13 protein-coding genes and 1 pseudogene are annotated in these 19,558 nt (G+C 60.8%); 11 read left to right on the top strand and 3 right to left on the bottom strand.

Annotated features, from left to right (window positions below; all coding sequences use genetic code 11):
* Positions 1–27: 27 nt before the first annotated feature.
* The 7 genes and pseudogenes from H7698_RS31965 to H7698_RS27075 form a co-directional block, all read left to right on the top strand.
* A pseudogene (locus H7698_RS31965) lies at positions 28–792 on the top strand (MCP four helix bundle domain-containing protein); the annotation flags it as partial.
* A complete protein-coding gene (locus tag H7698_RS31960; RefSeq protein ID WP_442966336.1) occupies positions 787–1,650 on the top strand; it encodes a methyl-accepting chemotaxis protein in 864 nt (287 codons plus the stop codon). The pseudogene H7698_RS31965 and the gene H7698_RS31960, both read left to right, overlap by 6 nt.
* Before the next feature lie 247 nt (positions 1,651–1,897).
* On the top strand, positions 1,898–3,466 hold the full coding sequence (locus tag H7698_RS27095; protein WP_442966335.1) for an ABC transporter substrate-binding protein: 1,569 nt from the start codon (positions 1,898–1,900) through the stop codon (positions 3,464–3,466).
* Between the two features lie 14 nt (positions 3,467–3,480).
* A complete protein-coding gene (locus H7698_RS27090) occupies positions 3,481–4,422 on the top strand; it encodes an ABC transporter permease (protein ID WP_162440260.1) in 942 nt (313 codons plus the stop codon).
* Positions 4,419–5,294: an ABC transporter permease gene (locus H7698_RS27085; protein ID WP_194693408.1), complete on the top strand. Its 876-nt coding sequence runs from the start codon at positions 4,419–4,421 to the stop codon at positions 5,292–5,294. Before H7698_RS27090 ends, H7698_RS27085 begins: the two co-directional genes overlap by 4 nt.
* A 2-nt stretch (positions 5,295–5,296) precedes the next feature.
* A complete protein-coding gene (locus H7698_RS27080; RefSeq protein ID WP_194693407.1) occupies positions 5,297–6,928 on the top strand; it encodes an ABC transporter ATP-binding protein in 1,632 nt (543 codons plus the stop codon).
* Positions 6,929–7,044: 116 nt separating this feature from the next.
* Positions 7,045–8,328: an OprD family porin gene (locus tag H7698_RS27075; protein WP_194693406.1), complete on the top strand. Its 1,284-nt coding sequence runs from the start codon at positions 7,045–7,047 to the stop codon at positions 8,326–8,328.
* Between the two features lie 716 nt (positions 8,329–9,044).
* On the opposite strand, the gene H7698_RS27070 is transcribed toward H7698_RS27075, so the two are convergent.
* Positions 9,045–9,923, bottom strand: a complete 879-nt coding sequence (locus H7698_RS27070) for a GntR family transcriptional regulator (RefSeq protein ID WP_194693405.1) — start codon at positions 9,921–9,923, stop codon at positions 9,045–9,047.
* 190 nt (positions 9,924–10,113) lie between these two features.
* Between H7698_RS27070 and H7698_RS27065 the strand changes: the two genes are divergently transcribed.
* The 3 genes from H7698_RS27065 to H7698_RS27055 are packed head-to-tail and all read left to right on the top strand — an operon-like array spanning position 10,114 to position 14,385.
* Positions 10,114–11,613, top strand: a complete 1,500-nt coding sequence (locus H7698_RS27065; RefSeq protein ID WP_194693404.1) for a serine hydrolase domain-containing protein — start codon at positions 10,114–10,116, stop codon at positions 11,611–11,613.
* Between the two features lie 27 nt (positions 11,614–11,640).
* Positions 11,641–12,948: an aminotransferase class III-fold pyridoxal phosphate-dependent enzyme gene (locus H7698_RS27060; RefSeq protein WP_194693403.1), complete on the top strand. Its 1,308-nt coding sequence runs from the start codon at positions 11,641–11,643 to the stop codon at positions 12,946–12,948.
* A gap of 9 nt (positions 12,949–12,957) precedes the next feature.
* Positions 12,958–14,385 carry an aldehyde dehydrogenase family protein gene (locus H7698_RS27055; protein ID WP_194693402.1) on the top strand — a complete coding sequence of 476 codons (1,428 nt, stop codon included), beginning with the start codon at positions 12,958–12,960 and terminating at the stop codon, positions 14,383–14,385.
* Between the two features lie 46 nt (positions 14,386–14,431).
* On the opposite strand, the gene ilvD is transcribed toward H7698_RS27055, so the two are convergent.
* A complete protein-coding gene (ilvD, locus tag H7698_RS27050; RefSeq protein WP_194693401.1) occupies positions 14,432–16,114 on the bottom strand; it encodes a dihydroxy-acid dehydratase in 1,683 nt (560 codons plus the stop codon).
* Between the two features lie 408 nt (positions 16,115–16,522).
* Between ilvD and mqo the strand changes: the two genes are divergently transcribed.
* Positions 16,523–18,172, top strand: coding sequence for a malate dehydrogenase (quinone) (gene mqo, locus H7698_RS27045; protein WP_194693400.1), 1,650 nt, complete (start codon positions 16,523–16,525; stop codon positions 18,170–18,172).
* Between the two features lie 1,168 nt (positions 18,173–19,340).
* Here the strand turns inward: mqo and H7698_RS31205 are convergent.
* A partial coding sequence (locus tag H7698_RS31205) for a hypothetical protein (protein ID WP_208525874.1) occupies positions 19,341–19,558 on the bottom strand: 218 nt, incomplete at its 5' end.

Genomic DNA, 19,558 nt, shown 5'->3' with positions numbered 1-19,558 from the left:
CGCATGGTTTTACCCAACTGACCAGGAATGCCCAAAGTGTCGATAAAATTACGCTTGATTCTGCTGATTGGCACCGGCCTGCTCACGGCCTTGATCATGAGCCTGGCCGGATATCTGGGTAATACGCACATGGCGGGGGCGGTGAACGACAATGAGGTCAGCATGGCCGCGCTGCGCAACCATCTTGAGGCCGACATGATGCATGACGCCCTGCGCGCCGACGTCCTGTCCGCGATGCTGGTCGGGTTAGGCAAAAGCACCAGCAGCAAAGCCGAGGTGCGCAGTTCCATCGACGAACATGCCGCGCGTTTTCGTGAGGTGCTGGGCAATAACCTCAAGCTGCCGGTCAACGACACCATCAAGACGGGTCTGAACAAGGTCAAGCCGAGCCTCGATACCTATATCAGTGCGGCCGAACGCATTGTAGGTCTGGCGCTGGAAAATCCCGATGCCGCGCAAAAAGACCTGGGCACCTTCAACGCGGCGTTCAGCCAGCTCGAGGGGCAGATGGCTGCCCTCAGCGAGTTGATTGAAACCGATACACAGCAGACCAGTGTCGGCACACAGCAAGCCATCAGCAACGCCAACATGGCACTGGGTGGCGTACTCATCGCCAGCCTGCTGTTGTTGCTCGCCCAGGGACGCTGGGTGATGTTGAGCATCATGGGTCCGCTGCAATCGGCCAGTCGTATCGCCGACAGCATCGCCCGGGGCAATTTGAGTGAGCCGATTGTCGAGCCCACCGCAAAGGACGAAGCCAGCACGTTGATCCGCAGCCTGGCGACCATGCAGCGCGACCTGCGCGGTATGATCGAGGTGGTTCGCAGCAACGCTCACGGCGTGAGCGGCATGAGCGAGCGTCTGAGCAGTGGTTGTCACGAAGTGGCCGGCAGCAGTCAGCAGCAGAGCAGTGCCGCCAGCACCATGGCCGCAGCAGCCAGCGAAATGACCGCGAGTATCGAGGAAATCACCCGGCACGCCGAGCGCGCGCTGAACATGGCCAATCAAGCGGAAACGCTGGCCAAGGATGGCGGCCGGGTGATCCACCAGGTGGTCAATGACATGGATGGCATCGCGCGTTCGGCGCAGCAGTCCGCTCAGGTCATCCGCACGCTGGACAAAGAGTCCGAAGGGATTTTCAGCATCATTCAGGTGATCAAGGGCATTGCCGATCAAACCAACCTGCTGGCACTCAACGCCGCCATTGAAGCCGCGCGCGCCGGTGAGCAGGGACGCGGGTTTGCCGTGGTGGCCGACGAAGTCCGCAGCCTGGCGGGTCGCACCAGCGCCTCCACCCAGGAAATCGCCGACATGGTTGCGCGCATTCAGCTAAGCACCCGTGAAGCCGTCACCAGCATGGAGGCCGGCGTTGCGCAGGTCGACAAAGGCATGGCCGTTACCGCCGAGGTCGAGCGGGCGATCCGGGCAATTCTCGACGCCACGCTGAACACCACTCAACTGGTCAACGACATCAGCCGCACGATTGGCGAGCAAAGTCTGGCCAGCAACGAAATTGCCCATCAGGTGGAAATGATCGCCGGCATGTCTGAAGACAACAGTCGAGTCATCGGCCAGACCGCCACAACGACCGATGAACTGGCCACGTTGGCAGGCAAGCTGTCGCAGTCGGTGGATCGGTTCAGGCTTTGAGCGGGCGGCTGCACATGAGGGAGGGTTGAGGGCAAAAAAAACGAACAATGTTTTTATATGCTCAAAAAAACATTTACAAGCAATCAGCATGCTGTGAATATGTCCGTGCGAATTTAAAAAAACAAAATCGCATGCGGCGCTGATCAAGGTCAGGCCATAACAAAAACGACATAAACACAGGCTTGAAGCCGGCTCTGCCCCTGGCCGGACTTTTCAGCGAAGGAGAACCTCTCCCGTGCATCGCATATTGAACAAATCTCTCTGCGTCACCTTGCAAGCCCTCGGCGTGGTCGCCCTCGGTGCTGCGTTTGCGCAGGCCCAGGCCACCACCACGTTGCGAGTCGGCCTCAACGCCGACATCCGCAGCACCGAGCCGGGCGTCAACCGTGACGAAAATACCGACACGGTCATGCTGCACATCGTCGAGGGTCTGGTAGCCCATCGCGAAGACGCGTCCGTCGGCCCCTTGCTGGCCCGGGAGGTTCAGGTCTCCGATGACGGCCTGACCTACACCTTCAAACTGCGCGAAGGGGTGCACTTTCATAACGGCGCCACGCTGAGCGCTGCCGACGTCAAGTGGACCTGGGAGCATTACCTCAACCCCAAGACCCAGTGGCGCTGCCTGGCGGAATTCGATGGCCGAGGCGGGGCGAAAATCACCAGCATTGCCACGCCCGATCCACTCACCGTGGTGTTCCAGCTTGACCAGCCAAGCGGGCTGTTTCTCGCGTCCATGGCGCGGCCGGATTGCGGCGGTGGCGGCATTCTGCACCCGGAGTCAGTGGCAGCAGACGGCAAATGGAAGGCGCCCATCGGTACCGGGCCTTTCACCCTGGCGGACTGGAAACCAGGCCAGTCTGTAGAGTTGGCGCGTTTCAAGGATTACAGCGCCCGTGACGATGCCGGGCCGGACGGTTTCACCGGCAAGAAGCAGGCGTTGGTCGACGTGCTGCGCTTCATGATCATTCCCGATGCTTCGTCGGCCAAGGCCGCCTTGCTCTCGAACAATATCGACTTGCTGCCCGATGTGACCGCCAGCGATGCCCAGGAGCTCAAGACACTGCCGGGGATTCAGGTCTCGGTGAGCCCGATCATGGCGATCTGCGGCCTGCTGTTCCAGACCAATGACCCGTTGCTCAAGGATGTGCGCATCCGTCAGGCGATTGCGCATTCCCTGGACTACGGACAAATGGTCACCGCTTTGTCCAACGGGCTGTCCGAGCCCAACAACTCGGCCGTTCCGCAGACCAGTGCCTTCTATAGCGCCGCCGCCAGGCAGGGCTATAAATACGATCCGCAGGAAGCTCAACGCCTGTTGAAAGAGGCGGGCTATCACGGTCAGCCGATCAAGATGATCGTCAACAAACGCTATCAGCAAATGTTCGACATGGGTGTGCTGAGCCAGGCCATGGCGCAGGGCAGTGGCTTGAATATCGAGATGGAAACCCTGGAATGGGGCACCCAGCTGGAGCGTTACCAGAGCGGTAACTACCAGATGATGTCGTTCTCCTATTCGTCCCGGCTGGACCCGGCGTTGGGCTTCGATTCGCTGATGGGCGACAAGAGCAAGGAGCCGCGCAAGGTCTGGGACAACCCGCAAGCCCAGGCGCTGCTGCGTGATGCCGTGCGCCAGAGCGACACGGGTAAACGCCAGGCGTTGTTCGATCAGCTGCACAAGATGATGATTCAAGACACGCCGATGGTGATCATCTACAACGGCACCATCATTGGCGCGCTACGGGACAGCGTCCGTGGCTATCACTCCTGGCCGGTGGCCAAGCCTCGTCTGTGGGGCGTCAGCCTCGCGGCACAGTAAGGCGGAGTCTGATCATGTTGCGTTTTATCCTGCAAAAACTCGGGATGGCGATACCGACCCTGTTACTGATCTCGGTGATGGTGTTCGCATTGATTCGCCTCATCCCCGGTGATCCGGCACTGTTGATGCTCGGCGACATGGCCGACCCACAGAGCCTGGCCGACATGCGCCAGAACCTGGGGCTGGATCACACGTTGGTGACCCAGTTTCTGATCTGGATCAAAGCCGTCCTCAGCGGCGATCTGGGGTTCTCCATCAGCACCAAACAAGCGGTGTTGCCGCTGATTCTCGAGCGCTTCAGCGTCAGTGCCATCATCGTTCTGGTGTCGGTGCTGCTGGCCACCCTGATTGCGGTGCCGGTCGGGCTGATCGCCGCGTGGAAGCAGAACAGCGCGCTGGACCTGGGGCTGGTCACCACGGCCACGCTGCTGCTGTCGATTCCCAGCTTCTGGCTCGGCTTGCTGTTGCTGCACGCCTTCGGCATCAAGCTCGGCTGGTTGCCGGTGGTGGGGTACGTCAGTTTTGCCGAAGCGCCCTGGAAAGCGATGAGTTACCTGGTGCTGCCGGTGGTCACCCTGACACTGGTGGAGCTGGGCGCGATCACTCGCATGGCCCGGGCCAGCACCATTGAAGTACTGCGCCTTGAGTACATTGCCCATGCCCGCGCCAAAGGCCTGTCCGAGCGTGCAGTGCTGTGGCGGCACGCCTTGCCTAATGCATTTGCGCCGACCTGGACGCTGGTCGGGCTGATCCTGGGCAACCTTCTGGGCGGCATTGCAGTACTCGAAACCGTGTTCACGTTGCCAGGCATCGGCCGGCTGATGGTGGACGCGATTTTCGCCCGTGATTATCCGGTGCTGCAGGGCTGTCTGTTGCTGATCACCTTCATCTATGTGCTGGTCAACCTTTGTGTGGATCTGCTCTACCCGCTGTTCGATCCAAGGGTGAAGTTATGAGTTCGAATCTACCCGTGGCACCCGCTGCCGGCGCCATGAAGACGCCCGCCAAACCCCCGCGCGCCTGGCCGCCCGCCAACGCGCTGATCGGTGGCAGCCTGCTGCTGATACTGATCTTCCTGGCCTTGCTGGGGCTGGTCTGGACGCCGTTCGATCCGCTGCGTATCGACCTGTTGTCGCGGTTCCAGGCGCCATCGTCCCTGCATTGGCTGGGCACCGATGAGTTCGGTCGCGACGTGTTCAGCCGGTTGCTGATCGGCGCCCGTACGAGCCTGTGGATCAGCTTGCTGACGGTCAGTGTTGCGGTCTTCGCCGGGACGCTGATCGGCATGCTTGCCGGTTACCTGCGTGGCTGGACCGACCGTTTGCTGATGATGTTCAACGATGCGCTGCTGGCGTTCCCGGGCATCCTCATGGCGCTGGGCATCATGGCAATCATCGGTGCCAGCAAGTACGGCATCGTTCTGGCGCTGGGCATTGCCTACACGCCATCGGTGGTGCGGGTGGTGCGTGGCACGGTGCTGTCGCTGCGCGAACTGGAATACATCGAGGCATCGCGCGTGATCGGCAACTCCGAGCTCTACACCATGCTGCGCCATATTGCACCTAACTGCCTGGCGCCGCTGTGCGTGCTGGCCACCAGCATGTTCGGCTGGGCGCTGCTCTCGGAAAGCGCCTTGAGCTTCCTCGGGCTGGGCGTTCCACCACCGGCCGCGACCTGGGGCAACATGCTCGCCAGTAGTCGGCCGTACATCGCCTCGGCGCCTTGGCTGGGAATCTTCCCGGGGCTGTTCATCTGCCTGGCACTGTTGGCAATCAATCTGTTCGGCGATGCCCTGCGTGATCGTCTCGACCCCCGGATGAGGAAATGAGCATGTCAGCCGACAACGTTTTGCTGAACGTGGAAAACCTGATAATTCGCGTGGGTGAGCATGGCACGCTTGCGGTCGACGACCTCAGCTTCAGCGTCGCACCGGGCGAGATTGTTGCCCTGGTCGGCGAGTCGGGCAGCGGCAAGACCATGGCTGCCCGGGCAGCGATCGGCCTGCTGCCTCAGCCGATGCAAGTCTGTGGCGGACGGCTGGATTTCCAGGGCCGCGATCTGGTCAACCTCGACACCGCGCAGCTTAGGGCCATTCGTGGGGCGAGTATCGGCATGGTGTTTCAGGAACCGATGGTGTCGCTCAATCCGGCCTTGAAGATCGGTCAGCAGATGAGCGAAGCCTTGCAGCTGCACACCGATCTGAATGCCGCACAGATCCGCGAGCGCTGCGTGACGATGCTGCAACGCATCGGTATCAAAGACGCCGAACGTTGCCTGGAATCGTACCCGCATCAGTTCTCCGGCGGCATGCGCCAACGGATCATGCTGGCCTCGGTGATGCTGTTGCGTCCGGCCCTGTTGATTGCCGACGAGCCGACCACCGCATTGGACTGCCTGGCTCAGCTGGATGTGATCGAGCTGATGCTCGAACTGACCCGGGAGCAAGGCACGGCGATCCTGTTCATCAGTCACGACCTGTCGCTGGTGGCGCGCTATGCCCACAAAGTGGTGGTGATGCGCCACGGCAAATCGGTAGAGCAGGGCACCATCCAGGACATCCTGCTGGCCCCGAAGGCCGAGTACACCCGACAGTTGCTGGAAGCGTTGCCCCGCCGTGGTGAATTGGCGCCGCTACCGGCCAGCAGCGGGCCGTTGGTGGAAGTCGATCAGGTCTGTATCGAACATCCCGGACCCACTTCGTTCTGGGGGAAGCGCCAGTACAAGCGTGTCGTGCATTCGGCCAGCCTGGCGATTGCACCGGGTGAAACCCTGGCACTGGTGGGCGGCAGCGGGTCGGGGAAAACCACCCTTGGCCGCTCGCTGGTGGGCTTGATCAAGCCCTGTTCCGGTGCAATACGCTTCAAGGGCGTGGACATTCTCAAGGCCGCCAATCGCACCCATCGATTGCAGTGCCAGATGATCTTTCAGGACCCTTATTCGTCCCTCAATCCGCGGATGAAAATCGGTGAGATTCTGGCAGAGCCGTTGCGCCATGAGCCGGGGCTGAATGTGGATCAGCGGCGAGAACGAGTGGCGCAAACCCTGCGAGATGTCGGGCTGGCCGAGCAGTTTGTCGACCGGTTTCCCCACCAGCTCTCCGGGGGGCAACGCCAGCGTGTTGCGATTGGCCGGGCGCTGGTTCGCCACCCGCAACTGGTGATCGCCGACGAGCCGATCTCCGCCCTGGACATGACGATCCAGAAGCAGATTCTCGAGCTGTTCGAGCGCTTGCAGGCGCAGTACGGTTTTGCCTGTCTGTTCATCTCCCATGACCTGGCGGCCGTTGAACGCATTGCGCACCGGGTGGCCGTCATGCACCAGGGCGAAGTGGTGGAGGTGGGAGGGCGCGAGCAGATCTTTGACCATCCGCAGCACCCGTATACGCGCCAGTTGCTCGCGGCGGCCAGCCCGTTGGAAAAGCTCGTTGACGGCGGTTACCGAATACGACCTGCCAACTTTTGATTTAACACCCTGACTGCACCCCGCGCGCCAGCCTCGACACTGGCGCGATGGGAGAAGTCATGCCCGAAAAAACAATAAGACCGACTCGACAATCACGACTGCCAGGAGCCAAGACAATGAATAACAACAACTTCAACCTGATTTTGAAGAGCGTGGGCCTGATGGGGGGCGGCCTCATGTGCGTGCCGGCCCAGGCCGATTTCATCAAGGACAGCAAGGCTGATCTGGACCTGAAAAATTACTACTTCAATCGCGACTACCGTGAAGACGCCGGGCAATCGAAACGCGAGGAATGGGCCCAGGGGTTCATCCTCAGTCTGAAGTCGGGTTTCACCGAAGGCACCGTCGGCTTTGGGGTCGACGCGGTCGGCATGCTCGGCCTTAAACTCGACTCCAGCCCCGACCGCTCCGGTTCCGGCCTGCTGTCGCGAGACAACGAGGCAGAGCCAGGTCAACCGAGCTACGTCAAACGCGCCCACGATGAATACTCCAAGCTGGGTGTGACCGGGAAGATGCGCTTTGCCAAGAGCGAACTGCGCAGCGGTTACCTGGTGCCGGACCTGCCCACCTTGCAGCCCAACACCAGCCGATTGTTCCCGCAGACGTTTCGCGGCACTCAGGTGACGTCCGCCGATATCACCGGCCTGAACCTGACCGGTGGCCAGATTGACCGGACGAAGCAGCGCGAATCGACCGATTACCAGGACATGGGGCTGACCAGTCAAAGCGGCGCGTACAAGAGCTCGGCGAGAAGCGATCAGTTTCGTTTCATGGGGGGTGATTACAAGGTCAATCCGAACCTGACGCTGACGTATCACTTCGCTCAACTGGAAGACATCTATCAGCAGCATTACGTGGGCTTGAAGAACAGCTTTGCGCTGGGCGGCGGCACGTTGAAAACCGATATCCGTTACTTCGACGCGGACAAGGCGGGGGCGGGCCTGGCGGGCAAGGTCGATAACCGCGCGCTGAGTACGCGGGTGGCCTATAGCTACAAAGGGCACAGCCTGGGCGGCGGTTATCAGGAACAGTTCGGTGATACGCCGTTCACCTATGTTGATGGCACTAATACCTATCTCTTTTCCGAGTATCAGCTGAGTAACTTCTCGCAGACCAATGAGCGGGTCTGGCATGCGCGTTACGACTTTGATTTTGCGGCGCTGGGTGTTCCGGGGCTGACGTTTTCGACGCGTTGGGCCAAGGGTGATCAGGCGCAGGTGTTGGGTTTTGCGGGGGAGGGGCGTGAGTGGGAGCGTGATATCGACCTCGGGTACGTATTCCAGTCGGGGGCGCTCAAAGGGGTTTCTTTGCGGTGGCGTAATGGGTTGAGCAAGGCCAATTACCTGCGTGACACGAATGAAAACCGGTTGATCGTCGGTTACACCGTGGCGCTCTGGTAATGAGTGCGCTGTTGCGATGGGGGGTGGATAGGCGACCACGGTTTGTCGGGCACACTCCGATCAACTGTGGGAGCTGGCTTGCCAGCGATGGCGGCCTGACAGCCGCCGCATCTCTCAAAGATGTTCCCCATTCAAACTGTAGGAGCGAGCCTGCTCGCGATGGCATCCTGGCAGCCGCCGCATCTCTCAAGGATGTTCCGCATTCAAACTGTGGGAGCAGGCTTGCCAGCGATGGCGGCCTGACAGCCGCCGCATCTCCCAAAGATGTTCCCCATTTAAACTGTAGGAGTGAGCCTGCTCGCGATGGCGGCCTGGCAGCTGACAAATTTTCTGCTGGTGTACATATCCATTCCTGCGGTAACGGCCTCCTATGGTTTCGCTCTTACAGCGAGTCCCTTTTGTCAAACGACACAAAAGGAACCAAAAAGTCTTGCCCCACCATACGGCCCCTCGCTGGGGCTCGGGGTTCCCTCACTCCGGCATTGCTCCGGGGGCACGCCGCGATCGGCCATCCATGGCCGTGCGCGGCTAGCTCGGCATCCATGCCGAGCTTCCCCCTGCGCAACGCCTGCGTTCGGCCTGCTGAAATGGGGCAGGTAGATCAAAAGCCAAAGCAACAGCAACAGCAACAGCAACAGCAACAGCAACAGCCAAAGCAACAGCTTCGCGAGCAGATTGAATTTTCGCTTCGCTGCTCCCATTCGGGTTCGCGTGCGCTAAGCCTTGTTGCGTGCAACACCCATTTTGCTGGCCACTTCCAGATGTCGGTGCAGCAGGGTGGACGCCCATTCGTTATCCCCTTGCTCCAGGGCATCGAGAATCGCCAGGTGCTCGCGGCACGAGACCTTGACCCGTTCGACGTTGCTTGCCGAATGAAACTCGGTCAGACGCCGCAACCGGTTCTGTTGCTGGATCGCCTGCAGGATGTAGGTATTGCCGGACGCCGCCGCCAACAGCTCATGGAACTCGGCATTGCTTTCAAAAAAACGCTGTCCGTCGACCTGTCCTTCAAGCAGTTCGAGCTGGCGTTCACGGCAGCGGCGGAACTGTTCCGGATTGATCTTGAAGGTCGGTTCGAGCAAGCCGGATGGCTCCAGCAGCATGCGAAAACGATAACTCTCGAAGCGGGTCTGCGGGCTGCTCAACGTCGGCAGGAACAACCAGCCATGCCCGTGTCGGCGCTGCATCACGCCCTCATCGGACAGGCGCAGCAAACACCGACGCAACACGCTTTTGCCCACGCCATAACGCCGCAGCAGATCACTTTCGGAGATCTGGTCGGGCAGGACCTGGTTCAGCCGGTCATCGATCAGGCGGGTGTAAAGCTCGTCCTCCTCGTTGTGCAGCTCACTGACCTGCTGCGCAAGACCGGTAGCGGTGTGCAACGGCACGCGAAAGCCCTGTTGGGGCAACGGTTCGATCAGTTGCTGTTCGGCCAGGTACGACAACGCGCTGCGAATCGGCGAGCGGGACACGCCCAGGCGCTGCGTCAGTTCGACTTCCTTGAGATGGGTACCGGGTTGCAGGTCGCCCGACTGAATGGCGGAAAGAATCTGGCCGGCGACTTTGGTCTGCAGCGAGGTGAGTTGAGACATGGCGCGTTGTCGTTCCTGTGACAGGGGAGGGAAGGATACCCGAAAACAGCAAATAGCTTCGATGTGGCCTTGAGCGGAATTATAGGCAGTACAAATACATTTTTGCAGTGATCAGTAAATATTCAGCTGTATTATTTCGAATATAAAAACATTGCCAGCCCATGAGCGGCAATTTTGAGGACGCTTTGTTATGACCTATGTACCCCTGCCCAGAGCCTTGCCTCATGAACGGGGCGTCGACGCCGGCGCCATCGTGGACTTTCTGTCAGCGATCACCCGCGCCGACCTCGAAGTGCACAGCTTTATGCTCTACCGCCAAGGTGCGGTGGTGGCGGAGGCGTTCTGGCAGCCGTACTCGGCCCGGCGCATGCATGTGCAGCATTCGGCGACCAAGAGCTGGACCGCCACTGCCGTCGGCTTGCTGGTTGATGATGGCCGCCTGAAGCTCGAGGACAAGGTGGTCAGTTTCTTCCCTGAATTGTGCCCGGTCGAGGTCAGCGCGAATCTCGCCGCCATGACCGTGGAGGACCTGCTGACCATGCGTACCGGGCACCAACGGGGCATTTCCGGTGGGGCCTGGCGCAACCTGCAAACCAGCTGGATCGAGGCCTTTTTGCAAGAGCCGGTGGATGAGCCGCCTGGCAAATCGTTCATCTACAGCAGCGCCTCGAGCTTCATGCTGTCGGCCATTGTCACCCGCGTGACCGGGCAAACCATGCACGCGCTCTTGCAGGAGCGGGTGCTGGATCGACTGGGCCTCGACAAACTTGAATGGGACCTCGCCCCCGGTGGGTTCAACTCCGGCGGTAACGGCCTGAGCTGTACCACTGAAGACTCGCTGAAGTTTGGTGTCCTGCACCTGAACAAGGGGCTGTGGCAAGGGCGCCAGCTGCTGTCGCCGGAATGGATCGCCAAGGCCACACGCAATCAGGTCGATGATGTCTGGATGGGCGAATTCGACGGCAAGCAGTACCTGCCCCGCAACAAGGATGCTGCCAATGAAGCCAAGCGTGAAGGCTATGGCTATCAATGGTGGATGACTCCGTATGGCGGTTACTACGCTTCGGGGGTTTTCGGCCAGTACTGCATCGTGTTGCCCGAACAGGACACTGTCATCGCATTCACCTGCGGCCTGCGTCTGGGCGAGCGGCGTTTGCACGCGGCCATCTGGGAACGGCTGTTTCCGGGGTTGGGGCGAGAGTCAAAGGATCCCCAGGCCAGCCAGGCCCAACTCGACGCGCTGATCGATGGCCTGCGTCTGCCCACGCTGCAGGGCCTGAGCGAATCGCCGCACGCCGCCGAACTGCAAGGTCGTTTTAGCATTGAGCCCAACGAGGACGGGGTTCGCGAACTGGCCTTCGATTTTCATGAGGATTACTGCGACTTCAGTCTGGTCGACCACCGTGGCACCCACCGCCTGCGCGTCGGTTTGCAGCAGCCGGTCGAGTCCGTCACCAGCCTCACCGGCAATTATCTGCACCATCAATATCAACCGGAACAGACCCCGGTCATCGCTCACGCTCGCTGGACTGAAGCGGGCGAATTGCGCATGGACTGGCGGTTTGTCGAAACCGCTTTCGGCGATCACGTCAGCTGCCGCCTGGAAGGGGGCCGCCTGCTGTTTGATCGCGGCGTCAACACCAATGCCGGATCGATGCAGCGCCCGACACTGACCGGTACCCGGATCTGAATTGCCTACGATTTTAGGAGCAAACCTATGAACCACACCTCGACTTCGGCGCTGTGGGCGCCCTTTACGGCCATGCGTCAATTCAACCGCCAGCCAATGCTGTTCGACAGCGCCGAGGGCATGCACTACACCACGACGGACGGCCGCCGGGTGCTGGACGCCATGGCCGGGCTCTGGTGTGTCAACGCCGGTCACGGACAGGCGCGAATTGTGGAAGCGATTCGTGAAGCGGCGGGGCGTCTGGACTTTGTTTCCTCGTTCAAGATGAGTCACCCGGCGGCGCTGGACATGGCCGATCAATTGGTCGCGAAAGCGCCGGTGGGCCTCGATAAGGTGTTCTTCACCAACTCCGGTTCCGAGGCGGTGGACACCGCGCTGAAGATTGCCCGTGCATACCATCAGGCTCGCGGCGACTGTCGCCGGACCAAGTTGATCGGCCGCGCCAAGGGGTATCACGGCATGGGCTTTGGTGGTCTGTCGGTGTCCGGTATCGGCCGTCAGAAGCGCGACTTCGGGTCGTTGCTGGGTGATGTCGCACACCTGCCGCTGCCGTACGACGCCAGCCTTCGATTCAGTGCCGGTCAGCCTGAGCAAGGCGCGCACTACGCGGACGCCTTGCTGCAGCTGCTGGAGATCCATGACCCGGCTACGGTGGCGGCAGTGATTGTCGAGCCGGTTACCGGGTCTGGCGGAGTCTACGCGCCGCCAGTCGGGTATCTGCAAAAACTGCGCGAAATGTGCGACCGCCATGGCGTGCTGCTGATTTTCGACGAGGTGATTACCGGTTTCGGTCGACTGGGCGACAACTTCGGTGCGCAGGTCTTTGGTGTGACGCCGGACTTGATGACGTTGGCGAAGGGCTTGACCAATGGCGCGGTACCGATGGGCGGCGTGCTGGTGAGCGGTGCGGTGTACAACGCATTCATGAACGGTCCCGAGCAAGCCATCGAGTTGATGCACGGTTATACCTATTCTGCGCACCCGCTGGCGTGTGCGGCGGGTCTGGCGACCTTGGCGGTGCATGAGGAACTGGGCATCAACGCGCACGTACAACGCATTGCGCCGACCTGGCAGCACACCGCGCTCGCCTTGCGTGAGCAGGGCCTGGTGCTCGACGTTCGCGCCATCGGCATGCTCTGCGCGGTAGAACTCAAACCGCGTGACCAGGCACCGGGTGCACGGGCGGCCGAAGTGGCCCAGCGCTGTTTCGACGCGGGTCTGCTGGTCCGTGCCTCGGGCGAAAATATCGTGTTGTCACCGCCGCTGATCGTCACCGAAGAGCAGATTGCCCTGATCTTCGACACCTTACGCAGCGCCCTCGATCAAACCGCCTGAGGAGCAACGATGAACTACCTGGATTTCTACATCGATGGCGAGTGGGTCAAACCTGAAGGCGCTGCGACCCTGGAGGTGATCGACCCGTCGACCGAGCGGTCCATCGGCGTCATCAGCCTGGGTTCGCGCGCTGATCTGGACCGCGCCGTGGCGGCCGCCAGACGAGCCTTTACGGGCTATGCGCAATGGACCCGTGAGCAGCGGCTGGAGCTGTTGGCGGCCATCATCGAGGGTTATGAAAAACACAGCGAGGCGTTGGCCGAGTGCGTGCACCAGGAAATGGGCGCGCCGCTGTCACTGGCGCGCAGTGCCCATGTCCCGGCGGGCCTGGGCCATCTGCAACGAGCCTTCGAGGTGTTGCGCACGTATGACTTCGACCGGCCCCATGGCACCACTCTGATCAGCCGCGAGCCGATCGGCGTGTGTGGCCTGATCACGCCGTGGAACTGGCCGCTTAACCAACTGACCTGCAAGCTGGCACCTGCGCTGGCGGCTGGCTGCACTTTGGTGCTCAAGCCCAGTGAAAAGGCCCCACTCTCGGCGATGTTGCTGGCCGATATCCTTCATCAGGCCGGCGTGCCCAAAGGCGTATTCAATCTGGTCAACGGCGACGGCCCGACCGTGGGTGACGGCATCGCCCGGCACCCTGACATCTACATGGTGTCGTTCACCGGATCCACGGGCGCGGGCATCGCCGTGGCCAAGGCGGCGGCGGATACGGTCAAGCGGGTTTCCCAGGAGCTGGGTGGCAAGTCGGCCAACCTGATTTTGGCCGATGCGGACATTGATTCGGCCGTTCGCCATGGGGTCAGCAGCTGTTTTCGCAACAGCGGCCAATCCTGTAATGCGCCGACCCGATTGTTGATTCCTCGCGCGCTGCAGCAGCAGGCCATCGAGATGGCCAGGCACGTCGCCGCCGAGGTCTGTTTCGATGACAGCCATCCGTCCACGGCCATCGGCCCGCTGGCCAATCAGGCGCAGTTCGAGCGGGTCCAGGCGTTGATCGGCACCGCCCTGCAACAAGGGGCGCACGCCGTGTGTGGCGGTGTTGGCCGCCCCGATGGCGTGCTGCAAGGCTATTACGTCAAACCGACGGTATTCGCCGACGTCACTGCCGACATGCCGATCGCCCGGGAGGAAGTCTTCGGGCCAGTGCTGGTGATCATCCCGTATGACAGCGAAGACGAAGCGGTGGCCATCGCCAACGACAGCCCTTATGGCCTGTCGGGTTATGTCACTGCGGGCACGCTGGAGCGCGCGCGGTCGGTGGCTCGGCGCCTGCGCACCGGAATGGTCCACCTCAATGGCAGTAAAGCCGACAACGGCGCGCCTTTCGGCGGCTACAAGCAATCGGGCAATGGTCGCGAGTGGGGCGTCTTCGGGTTGGAAGACTACCTGGAAGTGAAATCGATATTCGGTTATCAGCCGAACGCCTGAGGACCGAATCTGCTGGTGAGAGCAAGAGTTCGGTCAGCGCAGCAGTTTAAAGGTACTTATCCGTGACGGCGCCTTCCGAGGCGCTGGACACGGTCTTCGCATACTTGGCCAGCACCCCGCGTTTGTACCTGGATTCCGGCCGCACCCAGCGGGTCTTGCGCTCGGCCAGTTCAGTGTCGGAAACATCGACAGTGATCTGGCGGGTTTCAGCGTCGATGACAATCCTGTCACCGTCTTCAATCAGCGCAATCGGACCGCCCTCGAACGCTTCCGGGGTGACATGCCCCACCACGAAGCCATGTGAGCCGCCCGAAAAACGCCCATCCGTGATCAGGGCAACGTCCTTGCCCAATCCCTTGCCCATGATCGCTGAAGTCGGCGAGAGCATCTCGCGCATCCCCGGTCCGCCCTTGGGCCCTTCATAGCGGATCACGATCACGTCGCCGGCCTTGACTTCGCCGTTGAGAATGCCCGCCAGCGCGCCTTCCTCACCGTGGTAAACCCGCGCCGTGCCTGCAAAGCGCAGGCCTTCCTTGCCGGTGATCTTGGCCACTGCGCCGGTGGGAGCCAGGTTGCCGCGCAGCACCACCAGGTGAGAATCCTTTTTGACCGGCTTATCAAACGGCAGGATCACGTCCTGGCCATCCGGGTAGTCGGGCACGTTTTGCAGGTTCTCCGCCAGCGTCTTGCCGGTGACGGTCAGCACATCGCCGTGCAACATGCCGGCGTCGAGCATGCGTTTCATCAACGGTTGAATGCCGCCGATCGCCACCAGCTCGCTCATCATGTATTGGCCGCTGGGACGCAGATCGGCGACCACCGGGGAGACCTTGCCCAGTTCGACGAAATCATCCAGCGTCAGCTCGACCTCCACGGCATGTGCCATGGCCAGCAGATGCAACACGGCATTGGTCGAGCCGGCGAGGGCGATCACCACGCGGATCGCATTTTCAAACGCCTTGCGGGTCATGATGTCCCGCGGTTTGAGGTCCAGCTTGAGCAGCTCCATGACCTGCTGGCCGGCGCGGAAACTGTCCGAGGCCTTGTCGCTGCCGACCGCATCCTGGGAGCTGGAACCCGGCAAGCTCATGCCCAGCGCCTCGATGGCCGAGGCCATGGTGTTGGCCGTGTACATGCCGCCACAGGAGCCGGGGCCGGGGATGGCCACTTCCTCGATCTGCTTGACCTGAATTTCGTTGATGTCCCCGCGCGCCTGTTGGCCCACGGCCTCGAACACCGAGATGATATCGGTGTGGCCGGCGCCAGGTCGGATGGTGCCGCCGTAGACGAAGATCGACGGGCGATTTAACCGTGCCATACCGATCAGGCAGCCCGGCATGTTCTTGTCGCAGCCACCCACGGTGACCAACCCGTCGAAGCCTTCGCAACCGGCCACCACTTCGATCGAATCAGCGATCACCTCCCGCGACACCAGCGAGTACTTCATGCCTTCGGTGCCATTGGCGATGCCGTCGGAGATGGTGATGGTGTTGAAAATCACGCCCTTGGCGCCAGCGGCATTCGCGCCGCGCTCGGCCTCGAGCGCCAGTTTGTCGATGTGCATGTTGCAGGGCGTGACCATCGCCCAGGTCGAGGCAATCCCGATCTGCGGCTTCTTGAAATCGTCGTCGGTAAAACCTACCGCTCGCAGCATGGCGCGCCCGGGTGAACGCTCTACGCCGTCGACCACCTGGGAGGAATATTTGCGCAGATCGACTTCATCGCTCATCACGAGTCCTCATGGGTTCAATCGGAAAACGCTGAGTATAGTCGCCCGCCACACCCAGACCTGCCGGCGCCGGGGCAGTCAGCGCACGGACCAACACGTTGCGAACAGACGCGCGGGTTTGCCCTGACGTGATATTCTTCGCAACAACTTGGTTTGACCTATTCAGTTTGCGTGTCCTCGAGACGCGCCAACAGAATCACTGTCGCTCAAGTAGCTGAAGCCAATAAAGATAAAAAACCAGTTCAGAAGGGACATATAAACTGAGGTCGATACAGTCAATCGGCCTTGTGTGCCCACCCTCCAATCCAATGCACGAACACCCCACGACATCCTGCCTGAATGCCGTGAAACAAGGGGCTCGAGACTGAGGATGGCAGGGCGGATGGCGTTTTATCATAGGTGCTACAGATGTTTAAAAAAATGAACACGGCCCTGCTGAGGCTGGCTTTGTCGATGGGGATCACGTCCGTTCAAGCGGAAGAGGCAAAGAAAGTCGATGTACTGCTGATCGGCGGCGGCATCATGAGCGCGACCCTCGGTGTCTGGCTCAATGAGCTGGAACCGGGCACCTCGATGGAAATGATCGAGCGTCTTGACGGCGTCGCCCTCGAGAGCTCCAACGGCTGGAACAACGCCGGTACCGGGCACTCTGCCCTGGCCGAGCTGAACTACACCCCGGAAGACGAGAACGGCAAAGTCTCGATCCCGAAAGCCGTTGAGATCAACGAAGCGTTCCAGATTTCCCGTCAGTTCTGGGCCTGGCAGGTTCAGCAAGGCGTGTTGAAGAATCCGCGTTCGTTCATCAACTCCACACCGCACATGAGCTTCGTGTGGGGCGATGACAACATCAAGTTCCTGAAGAAGCGCTACGAAGCGCTGCAAGCGAGCCCGCTGTTCGCTGGCATGCAGTACTCCGAAGACCCGGCTGTGATCAGGAAGTGGGTCCCGCTGATGATGGAAGGGCGTGACCCGAACCAGAAAATCGCGGCCACCTGGAGCCCGATCGGCACCGACGTGAACTTCGGCGAAATCACCCGTCAGTTCGTTGCGCACCTGCAGACCACGCCGAAATTCGACTTGAAGCTGTCCAGCGAAGTGCAGGACATCACCAAGAACGACGATGGCACCTGGCGCGTCAGCTACAAAAACCTCAAAGACGGCAGCAAGTCCGAAACCGACGCCAAGTTCGTGTTCATCGGCGCGGGCGGCGGCGCCCTGCACCTGCTGCAGAAGTCGGGCATTCCTGAAGCCAAGGAATACGCTGGCTTCCCGGTTGGCGGCTCGTTCCTCGTGACCGAAAACCCGACCATCGCCGAGCAACACCTGGCCAAGGCCTACGGTAAAGCGTCTGTCGGTGCTCCTCCGATGTCGGTTCCGCACCTGGACACCCGCGTCCTGGACGGCAAGCGCGTGATCCTGTTTGGCCCATTCGCGACCTTCAGCACCAAGTTCCTGAAAGAAGGTTCGTACCTGGACCTGCTGACCACCACGACCACGCACAACGTGTGGCCGATGACCAAGGTTGGCATCAAGGAATACCCGCTGGTCGAGTACCTCGCCGGCCAGCTGATGCTGTCTGACGAAGACCGCCTCGACGCCCTGAAAGAATACTTCCCGAACGCCAAAGCCGAAGACTGGCGCCTGTGGCAAGCCGGCCAACGCGTGCAAATCATCAAGCGTGATGAAGCGGCCGGTGGCGTGCTGAAACTGGGCACCGAGATCGTCGCTTCGCAAGATGGCAGCATCGCCGGTCTGCTGGGCGCCTCGCCGGGTGCATCGACAGCCGCACCGATCATGCTGACCGTGCTGCAGAAGGTGTTCAAGGACAAGGTCGCAACGCCGGCCTGGCAGGAAAAGCTGCACCAGATCGTGCCGAGCTATGGCACTCAGCTCAACGGCAGTCCTGAGAAGGTTGCCGAAGAGTGGGCCTATACCGCCAAGGTATTGCAGCTGACTCCACCGCCAGTGATTGGCCAGATGGCGGCTCCGGTGGCTGCTCCGGTTGAAGCTGAAAAGGCTGCGCCGAAGGCCAATGCTGCGAGTGATATGGCTTTGTAATTTAAAAGCCTGGTTGTGAAGAAGCCCGCTGAACCGGTAATGGTCAGCGGGCTTTTTTGTGGGTGCTGTGGACCCGGAGCAAACTGTGGGAGCTGGCCTGCCGGCGATGGCGGTTTCATAGCTGACGGGTATTCTTCTGATCCACCCGGATCAAACTGTGGGAGCTGGCTTGCCAGCGATGGCGCCCTTACAGCCAACCCATATCTCACTGATCCACCCGGATCAAACTGTAGGAGCGAGCCTGCTCGCGATGGCTGCCTGATCGGCGGTGAGATTCTTGCTGGTGTACATATCCATTCCTGCGGTCACGGCTTCTATTGGTTTCGCCCTTACGGCGAGTTACTTGGAGGAGCGCCAAGTAACCAAACGCTCTTGCCCCTTTCGTCCGGTGCCTCGCCTGGGCTCGGCATACCCTCGCTCCGGTTCTGCTCCGTGGGCCCGCCGCGATCGGCCATCCATGGCCGTGCGCGGCTAACCCGGCATCCATGCCGGGTTACCCACTGCGCAGAACCTGCGCTCGGCCTACCGATGGGGCAAAAGATCAAAAGCAGATCAAAAGCAGATCAAAAGCAGATCAAAAGCCAAAACTAGGCGGCCTGACAGCCGACCATTCTCTCCCGAATGTCACCCGATCAAGTGTGGGAGCTGGCTTGCCAGCGATGGCGGCCTGATAGCCGACCGATTCTTTCCTGATGTAACCGGATCAAACTGTAGGAGCGAGCCTGCTCGCGATGGCTGCCTGATCGGCGGTGAGATTCTTGCTGGTGTACATATCCATTCCTGCGGTCACGGCTTCTATTGGTTTCGCCCTTACGGCGAGTCACTTGGAGGAGCGCCAAGTAACCAAACGCTCTTGCCCCTTTCGTCCGGTGCCTCGCTTGGGCTCGGCATACCCTCGCTCCGGTCCTGCTCCGTGGGCCCGCCGCGATCGGCCATCCATGGCCGTGCGCGGCTAACCCGGCATCCATGCCGGGTTGCCCGCTGCGCAGAACCTGCGCTCGGCCTGCCGAGGGGGCAAGAAGATCAAAATCAAAAACAGATCAAAAGCCAAAGCGAGGCGGCCTGACAGCCGACCTGACTTTCTAAGCGCACGCGTTCACCTGTGGGAGCCGAGCTTGCTCGCGATGGCGGCCTAATAGTCGATTAGTATTCTCCTGATGTGCCCGGATCAAACTGTGGGAGCTGGCTTGTCTGCGATGACGGTCTGACAGTCGACCATTTTCTTCGGATGTACCCGGATCAAACTGTAGGAGCGAGCCTGCTCGCGATAGCGGTCTGATCGGCGGTGAGATTCTTGCCGGTGTACATATCCATTCCTGCGGTCACGGCGGCTATTGGTTTCGCCCTTACGGCGAGTCACTTGGAGGAGCGCCAAGTAACCAAACG

Origin of the sequence: Pseudomonas sp. p50(2008) (genome assembly GCF_015351605.1) — a bacterium.
Classification (GTDB): domain Bacteria; phylum Pseudomonadota; class Gammaproteobacteria; order Pseudomonadales; family Pseudomonadaceae; genus Aquipseudomonas.
This window is presented reverse-complemented; position numbering and strand designations above follow the sequence as displayed.

Coding starts and splice junctions, on each gene's coding strand:
- H7698_RS27070 (WP_194693405.1), bottom strand. CDS start 9,923: ATGTCTCAACTCACCTCGCTGCAGACCAAAGTCGCCGGCCAGATTCTT.
- H7698_RS27085 (WP_194693408.1), top strand. CDS start 4,419: ATGAGTTCGAATCTACCCGTGGCACCCGCTGCCGGCGCCATGAAGACG.
- H7698_RS27060 (WP_194693403.1), top strand. CDS start 11,641: ATGAACCACACCTCGACTTCGGCGCTGTGGGCGCCCTTTACGGCCATG.
- H7698_RS31960 (WP_442966336.1), top strand. CDS start 787: ATGCAGCGCGACCTGCGCGGTATGATCGAGGTGGTTCGCAGCAACGCT.
- mqo (WP_194693400.1), top strand. CDS start 16,523: ATGTTTAAAAAAATGAACACGGCCCTGCTGAGGCTGGCTTTGTCGATG.
- H7698_RS27065 (WP_194693404.1), top strand. CDS start 10,114: ATGACCTATGTACCCCTGCCCAGAGCCTTGCCTCATGAACGGGGCGTC.
- H7698_RS27075 (WP_194693406.1), top strand. CDS start 7,045: ATGAATAACAACAACTTCAACCTGATTTTGAAGAGCGTGGGCCTGATG.
- H7698_RS27055 (WP_194693402.1), top strand. CDS start 12,958: ATGAACTACCTGGATTTCTACATCGATGGCGAGTGGGTCAAACCTGAA.
- H7698_RS27080 (WP_194693407.1), top strand. CDS start 5,297: ATGTCAGCCGACAACGTTTTGCTGAACGTGGAAAACCTGATAATTCGC.
- H7698_RS27090 (WP_162440260.1), top strand. CDS start 3,481: ATGTTGCGTTTTATCCTGCAAAAACTCGGGATGGCGATACCGACCCTG.
- ilvD (WP_194693401.1), bottom strand. CDS start 16,114: ATGAGCGATGAAGTCGATCTGCGCAAATATTCCTCCCAGGTGGTCGAC.